We start from the raw sequence: 6,159 nt of genomic DNA, 5'->3' as shown, positions 1-6,159 counted from the left end.
AATGATTCCAAAAGCAGGTGAATAAGAGCCGCAAAAGCAATCAAAGCCTCCCAAAGAAGCCAAATGAACATTAATAAGAGCTACAAAGGGAATCATAGGGTGTCTATGATTCCGAAAGTATATGAATCAAAGCGTGAAAGGGAATCAAAGGCCAGCAATGATGCCGAAAGCCGATGAATAAGAGCCACAAAGGGAATCAAAGGCCAGCAATGATTCCAAAAGCAGGTGAATCAGAGCGGCAAAGGGAATCAAAGGCCAGCAATGAAGCCAAAAGCAGGCGAATAAGAGCCACAAAGGAAATCAAAACCTCCCAATGATGCCAAAAGCCGATGAATCAAAGCCACAAAAGGAATCAAAGAGCCATCAAACGAAATCAACCTACCAAAAAAAGGAACCATATAGTAGCTATGGTTCCTTTCATATTCATATTCATAAAAAGGTGTCGCTCTTTCGACATGTTCCTATGATTTATCGGAATTTATCCAACTCGTCTACAGAAACTTCGAAAATTACCGAATGATCACTTCACTTGAAAATAAGCTTCCATAATCATCAAGACAGTCTCATCACTCATGTCGAGATGTTCAACAGCAGTTCCGGCTAGCAGTTCCTGTGTATTTTCATCATGAAAATTAATCGAACCGGCTAGGTACACATTAAAAACGGAAATCATTTCGTTTAATTTTTCTTCGACTGGTGTTAATTGATAGTCGGCATTTGTATCTTCTATGACGTCTAAATTATTAAATTGTAAGGCGTCACGTAACATCATTAATAAGTCATAATTATGTGGTGGTTTTGGGTTGGTGACATTGTAAATAGCACCCGGTTTTGCTTTAGTTGCTGCCACACTTAACACATCAGCGACATAGTCAACAGGGACTAGATTTGATGTCCCATTTTTGTTGGCGACTAGGCGGTAGCTTTGTTCTTGTCCCTCTTTGCTACGATTGACCCTGCGTTTGAATAAATCAATTGCCCGCATAAATCCGTACAAGGTGAACTGAGAATCGGCTTCCCCTGTTTTAGAGTCTCCAACAATAATTGAAGGTCTCAAAATTGAAACATCCATTTGAGCGGCATAAGAAAAAACAAGATGTTCGGATTTAACTTTACTCTCTTCATAAGGGTTATGGTAATCGACTTCTGGATCGTATAATTCTTCCACCGCGACGGAACGTTTTCCGACTGTATAAGCTGTGCTTACATAGAGGAATTTTTTAACGCCTAGTTGAGCGGCGAGTTCGAGACTGTTTTTCGTGCCATCATAGTTCGCCGCAAATAATTCGTCACGCAAGTCTAGGTCAAATTTGACAAGAGCTGCTAAATGATAGAATGTATCAACTTTATCTGTCAGCTGTTCAAGGGCTTCATTAGATAACCCACAAGCTGGTAACGTTATATCTCCTTGTAGTAAGTGAATTCGTTCTTGTTGTTCTTTTGTAAATTGGGATAAAATACGCTCACCCTTTTGAACATTACGTACAAGGACGTATAACGTATGTGCTTCGTCTTTGATTAAGTTTTTGATCAACTTTCCACCGAGAAAACCGGTAGAGCCTGTTAAGAAAATATTCATTTCAACACTCCTATTGTATCGGTTTATGAGCTTTTTGGGATCGCTTCGACTTTTCCTTGTTTTTGTAAAAAGTCAATCGACACATCATTAAATTCACGATGTTTTTCGATATTGCACACATGTCCACAGTGGTTAATCACAAATTTTTTCGCATATAAATCTTTTTTTAAGTCTTCTAGTAGAGGCTTTAAAAAAAGATGATCCTCACTGCCTGACACATACAACTTTTCAATCGTATTAGGGATTTTTAACGAACCTTTATAAATCGATTCCACTTTAGCAACGATGTTATACCAACCTAAGAAATCACTACGTTTCATTTTGGTTGCCTCACGGATAAAAATATCTCGTGAGCGCTTATGATTCTTCTTTGGCATCATAATATGTGCAAATAATTTATAAATCCATAAATGAGGTGTAAACGATTTCACCGCATTTCCGAGTGTTAACAAGGATCTTGATAGTGGGTTAAATCGAGTTAAAGCTCCTGCCATGACCACACTCTTTACCCTTTTGGGAGCATCTGTTAGTAATTGGTGAATGACGATCGTTCCGAGTGAAACTCCGACAAAATGAGCTTCTTTTATTTTTAAATGATCGAGTGTTTTGAGTACTTCTTGTGCGGCGATTTGTATTGTGAAAGGTTCCTGGTAGGAGTCGGTATTTGGTGAGGTACCATGACCTGGTAATTCAATTGTAATCACATTAAAATGTTGTTTGAAAGAATCGAGCTGATATTTAAAAATCGATGAATTGCCTCCCAGCCCGTGGATGAGGACAATGTCTTTAAAATATGGTTTCTGTTGATGAATGGTATAAGCTAACATAATACACCTGCCCTTTTAAAAAGCGTCCTTTCCATTATAGGGGTAGTGGATGTGCCTGTCACGCCCCGAAATATGTCAATTCAGTGAAGGGAAGTTTCGACAGGTGACAGGACCTGTCGAATTGCACCGCTCGAACTCGCTCGAATGACGTCGGAAGCTCTCGAAATGATTGCTCGAATTGGGATTAAATAGTAAGATGAACAAGAGTAAATTTGAACGAAAAAGGGGAATGGACTATATGAAGATCTTAGTTACGGGTGGAGCTGGCTATATTGGTTCCCATACGGTTGTCGCTTTATTAGAAGAAGGACATTCCGTTGTTGTCGCTGATAATTTAATGAATAGCAAAGTCGATACAATCGATAAAATCAAGAAAATTACCGGCAAAGATCTCACTTTTTATGAAGTTGATGTAACGGTTCAATCGGAAGTGGAGAAGATGTTTGCTGCCCATTCCTTCGACGGTGTCATCCATTTTGCTGGACTGAAAGCAGTCGGAGAATCGGTCGAAAAGCCGCTTTCCTACTATTATAATAACCTCGTGAGTACGATGGTTTTAGCAAAGGTTTGTCAAGCACATCAAGTGAATCGTTTCGTCTTTAGCTCTTCCGCTACGGTGTATGGTGATAACCAAGTACCTTTTGAAGAATCAATGACTTTGTTGCCGACAACGAATCCATACGGTGAAACAAAAGCAATGAGTGAACGAATTTTAATTGATACTGTCAAAGCGAACCCTGCTTTCTCCGTATCGATTTTACGTTATTTTAATCCAGTCGGTGCTCATGAAAGTGGCCTTATTGGTGAAGCTCCAAATGGAATTCCAAATAACTTAATGCCATTTGTGACCCAAGTAGCGAAAGGAAAGTTAAAGCAGCTTCGCGTTTTTGGAAATGATTACGATACCGTAGATGGCACGGGTGTCCGCGATTACATCCACGTGGATGATTTAGCAAAAGGACATGTCGCTGCCTTGAATCATTTAACAGAAGGAGCTCATGTGTATAACCTCGGAACAGGAAAAGGGACGAGCGTATTGGAGCTAGTTAAAGCGTTTGAAGAGGCGAATGAAATCGAAGTTCCATACGAAATCGTCGAGCGTCGAGCGGGCGATATTGCTTCTTGTTATGCCGATGCCAAAAAAGCAGAGACAGAACTAGGGTGGACGGCGAAAAAGAATATCGTCGAAATGTGCCGAGATTCATGGCGTTTTGAGAAAAACTATCAAGAATAATAAACGGACAAATAAGACCCAAAAACTAAGCTCTTTCGTTTTTGGGTTTTCTTATGACAGAAAGAAGGAACTATCGAGTATGAAAAAATGGTTTTCATGGGTCGCGGTCCTACTCTGGATGGCCCTTATCTTTTATTTATCCCACCAACCAGGTGAGGAATCAGGTCATTTAAGCTCAGACATTACCGAAATCTTATCAGGTATTATCCAATTCTTATTCCCTTTTTTTCAAATAGAACTTGAACTGCTTCACTTTATGATTCGAAAAGGAGCCCACTTTTTCAGCTATTTGCTACTCGGTGTTCTCGTGTTAAATGCGATGAGGCGAAGTGGCTTTACCAGTTACTGGGCTGCTGCTGCGTCTTGGGGCATTTGTCTGATCTATGCCATAACCGATGAAGTGCATCAGCTTTTTATCCCAGGGCGTTCTGGAGAAGTGCAGGATGTGTTGATAGATAGTGCTGGAGCGTTGACGGGGATAGTCATTTATTTGTGTGTGAGTTTTATAGTGAAGAGATGGAGAAACAAGTGAGCTATGATAGGACAGGACTTTAATAAAAAGTAAAAAAACAGCGAAGCTCTGCACTCCGCTGTTTTTAAATCCTTTTATTTCACTACAGCCTCTAAAGCAACTTCCATCATGTCGTTGAACGTTGTTTGACGCTCTTCGGAAGTCGTTTCCTCACCTGTTAGGATGTGGTCACTTACCGTTAATACGGATAAAGCGTTGCGTTTGAATTTAGCAGCTAATGTGTAAAGAGCAGCTGTTTCCATTTCGATCGCAAGGATGCCATGCTCGGCCCATTTTTTATGCTCGGCATTTTCATTGTAAAAAATATCAGCAGTGAACACATTTCCTACCTTTAAGTTTAATCCTTTGGCCACACCTTCATCGTAAGCCCTTTTTAATAAATCAAAGTTGGCTGTTGGAGCATAGTCAACGACTCCGAATGTGTTTCGGTTCATTTGTGAATCTGTTGAGGCACTCATTGCTAAAATAACATCACGAACTTTTACATCCTCTTGAATCGCTCCGCATGTGCCGACACGAATCAAGTTTTGCACGTTGTACTCTCTCATTAATTCCGTTACATAAATCGAAATCGAAGGAACACCCATGCCTGTCCCTTGGACGGAAATTCGTTGTCCTTTATATGTACCTGTATACCCTAACATCCCGCGTACTTCGTTATAGCATACTGGATTTTCTAAATACGTTTCGGCAATATATTTAGCTCTTAGCGGGTCACCCGGTAAAAGAATTGTTTCCGCGATATCACCTTGTTTTGCTCCAATATGAACACTCATATAATATCCTCCTTCAAAGACGAAAGGTTAAGAAAAAGCTTAGTTCTCTTCGCCTGTTTTTATTTTCCCTTCTAGTATAGTCGAAAGAGGGAATGATTGCTAATCGGTAAGATACCCATCTACAATCAATTTAACCATATTAAGCGATTCGACATCAATAGTCGAAACAAACAGAAATTTTTGGAACGATTATACGGTGGATTATTTGCTTAAATATGATAAGATAGGAGAAATTCCTTTTTAGGTGAGCATTGTTAGCCTTTAAATTGAAAAATAGTACATTAAAAATGGAACAACGATGCGATTATCTTGAGAATTTTTTGTGAAAAAACCTGACAAAACCCTTTTCAAGCTATAATTTTCTGATTATTATAATAATTAATTAAATCAGATGATCGGATTCTAACATTGAGTGACCGCTCATAAACTAAGCATATCTATTAATAAATCTTAAAATTGATTAACAAATAATTGTGAAAATAAGAGAAAAGGAAGTGACTTTACAATGACTAGAGACTTTAAAGTGAAAAATTACTATTTAGCAGAAATTGATCGAACAGAAGGTCCGGAATATTATAGTTCCCCAGAGCGGTGGAGTTGGGATATTTATATAGCGGCAGATCATAATAAAGAGCTTCACGGTAAAGCATTAGCCCCAGGTAAAGGAATTGAAGTTCCTTGGACACCACTAATCGAAGCCGATGCCTTACAAGAAATGATGGAAAAATGCGAAGCCCAGATGAGAGTATTTTAAAAACTGGAAGTCTTTAAACTAAACCCTAAATAGATAAGTGGATGAGAAGGTGTTAGCCTTTTTATCCACTTTTTTTATTGAATATTAATGTAAATCTACTGTCGTGCGAAGGGGAACCATCGCTCTTTTTTGCTGTGCTTATGCACTTAAGAGAAGGTAACGCGTTAATTGTTATTGGTAATGAAAATTGGTGAATCGTCGGATTACGGTGCGAATCCAACGGAATAGGTAATGAAAAACCGTGCTGTGAAGAATTACGGTGCGAATAAAGAGGGATTGGTAATGAAAAGCCGTGCTGTAAGAGATTAGGGTGCGAATAAAGAGGGATTGGTAATGAAAAGCCGAGCTGTAAGAGATTAGGGTGCGAATAAGCAAGAATAGGTAATGAAAAGCCGAGCTGTGAAGAATTAGGATGCGAATAATCAGGAATAGGTAATGAAAAGCCGTGCTGCAACAA

7 protein-coding genes are annotated in these 6,159 nt (G+C 39.2%); 3 read left to right on the top strand and 4 right to left on the bottom strand.

Going from position 1 to position 6,159, the window contains the following annotated elements; genetic code table 11:
• Window positions 1–520: 520 nt before the first annotated feature.
• Together BALCAV_RS20365 and BALCAV_RS20360 are read right to left on the bottom strand one after the other, a co-directional pair.
• Window positions 521–1,579, bottom strand: coding sequence for an SDR family oxidoreductase (locus BALCAV_RS20365; RefSeq protein ID WP_004427219.1), 1,059 nt, complete (start codon window positions 1,577–1,579; stop codon window positions 521–523).
• Window positions 1,580–1,602: 23 nt separating this feature from the next.
• A complete protein-coding gene (locus tag BALCAV_RS20360; RefSeq protein ID WP_004427217.1) occupies window positions 1,603–2,406 on the bottom strand; it encodes an alpha/beta fold hydrolase in 804 nt (267 codons plus the stop codon).
• A 238-nt stretch (window positions 2,407–2,644) separates the two neighbouring features.
• Between BALCAV_RS20360 and galE the strand changes: the two genes are divergently transcribed.
• Both galE and BALCAV_RS20350 read left to right on the top strand, forming a co-directional pair.
• Entirely contained in the window at window positions 2,645–3,640 is a 996-nt protein-coding gene (galE, locus tag BALCAV_RS20355) for a UDP-glucose 4-epimerase GalE (protein WP_004427215.1), read from the top strand.
• Between the two features lie 79 nt (window positions 3,641–3,719).
• Entirely contained in the window at window positions 3,720–4,172 is a 453-nt protein-coding gene (locus BALCAV_RS20350) for a VanZ family protein (RefSeq protein ID WP_004427213.1), read from the top strand.
• Window positions 4,173–4,246: 74 nt separating this feature from the next.
• Here the strand turns inward: BALCAV_RS20350 and deoD are convergent, their stop codons facing one another.
• A complete protein-coding gene (gene deoD / locus BALCAV_RS20345) occupies window positions 4,247–4,948 on the bottom strand; it encodes a purine-nucleoside phosphorylase (RefSeq protein ID WP_004427211.1) in 702 nt (233 codons plus the stop codon).
• A gap of 505 nt (window positions 4,949–5,453) precedes the next feature.
• Here deoD and BALCAV_RS20340 point away from each other — a divergent pair.
• The gene (locus tag BALCAV_RS20340; protein ID WP_004427209.1) at window positions 5,454–5,702 is read left to right on the top strand and encodes a hypothetical protein; all 249 of its coding nucleotides are present in this window, start codon (window positions 5,454–5,456) and stop codon (window positions 5,700–5,702) included.
• A gap of 61 nt (window positions 5,703–5,763) precedes the next feature.
• Here the strand turns inward: BALCAV_RS20340 and BALCAV_RS22495 are convergent.
• Window positions 5,764–6,159, bottom strand: a 396-nt coding sequence (locus BALCAV_RS22495) for a hypothetical protein (RefSeq protein WP_160173446.1), incomplete at its 5' end; no start/stop codon positions are given.

Origin of the sequence: Alkalihalobacillus alcalophilus ATCC 27647 = CGMCC 1.3604, from assembly GCF_000292245.2 — a bacterium.
Taxonomy (GTDB): domain Bacteria; phylum Bacillota; class Bacilli; order Bacillales; family Bacillaceae_D; genus Alkalihalobacillus; species Alkalihalobacillus alcalophilus.
This window is presented reverse-complemented; position numbering and strand designations above follow the sequence as displayed.